The sequence below is a fragment of the Actinomadura chokoriensis genome (genome assembly GCF_039529475.1).
In the GTDB taxonomy this organism is placed as follows: domain Bacteria; phylum Actinomycetota; class Actinomycetes; order Streptosporangiales; family Streptosporangiaceae; genus Spirillospora; species Spirillospora bangladeshensis.
In genome coordinates this window covers 1-528 of sequence record NZ_BAAAMW010000089.1, presented here as the reverse complement: position 1 = coordinate 528, position 528 = coordinate 1, and the positions used below count along the sequence as shown (strand labels likewise).

Below are 528 nucleotides of genomic sequence, written 5' to 3'. Positions count from 1 at the left end.
TCTGAATTTGTTTGACGATACTTGCGCTCTGTCATGTTGCCACGTACCGTGATCGTTCAGCAACCCAGTGCATCGATTCGGGGGTATGTGGGTGAGTCTTCGACAAACCAGGCCAAGCCCGGCCGACCAGGCAGGCGACCAGGCGGGAGAGGCCTTGGACGTGGTCGTGGCCGGCGCGCATGGCGGGGCCGGGACGTCCACGCTGGCGGCGTTGCTGCCGGCGGTGTGGGACATGGGCTCGATCGGGCCGTTGCTGGAGTGCGGCCGTTCGCCGCTGCGGGCCAAGGGCCGTCCGGTGGTGCTTGCGGTGCGCAATACCGCGGTGGCGGCCAAGGAGGCCACGGCGGCGATCGGGGCCCTTGCCGCGTGGGAGGAGCGGGTGGCGGCGCTGGCGATCGTCAGTGACGGCGGCCCGGAGTCGCGGGAGGCCACGGCGCGGTTCGCGCTGCTTGAGGGACGGGTCACGGGTGTCGTGCGGGTCCCTCATGTGCGGGCGCTGCGGCTGGTGGAGGACCCGTCCGAGGTCGT

At 70.3% G+C, this 528-nt stretch carries 1 pseudogene; it reads left to right on the top strand.

Going from position 1 to position 528, the window contains the following annotated elements:
* Positions 1-154: 154 nt before the first annotated feature.
* A pseudogene (locus ABFX46_RS43375) lies at positions 155-528 on the top strand (hypothetical protein); the annotation flags it as partial.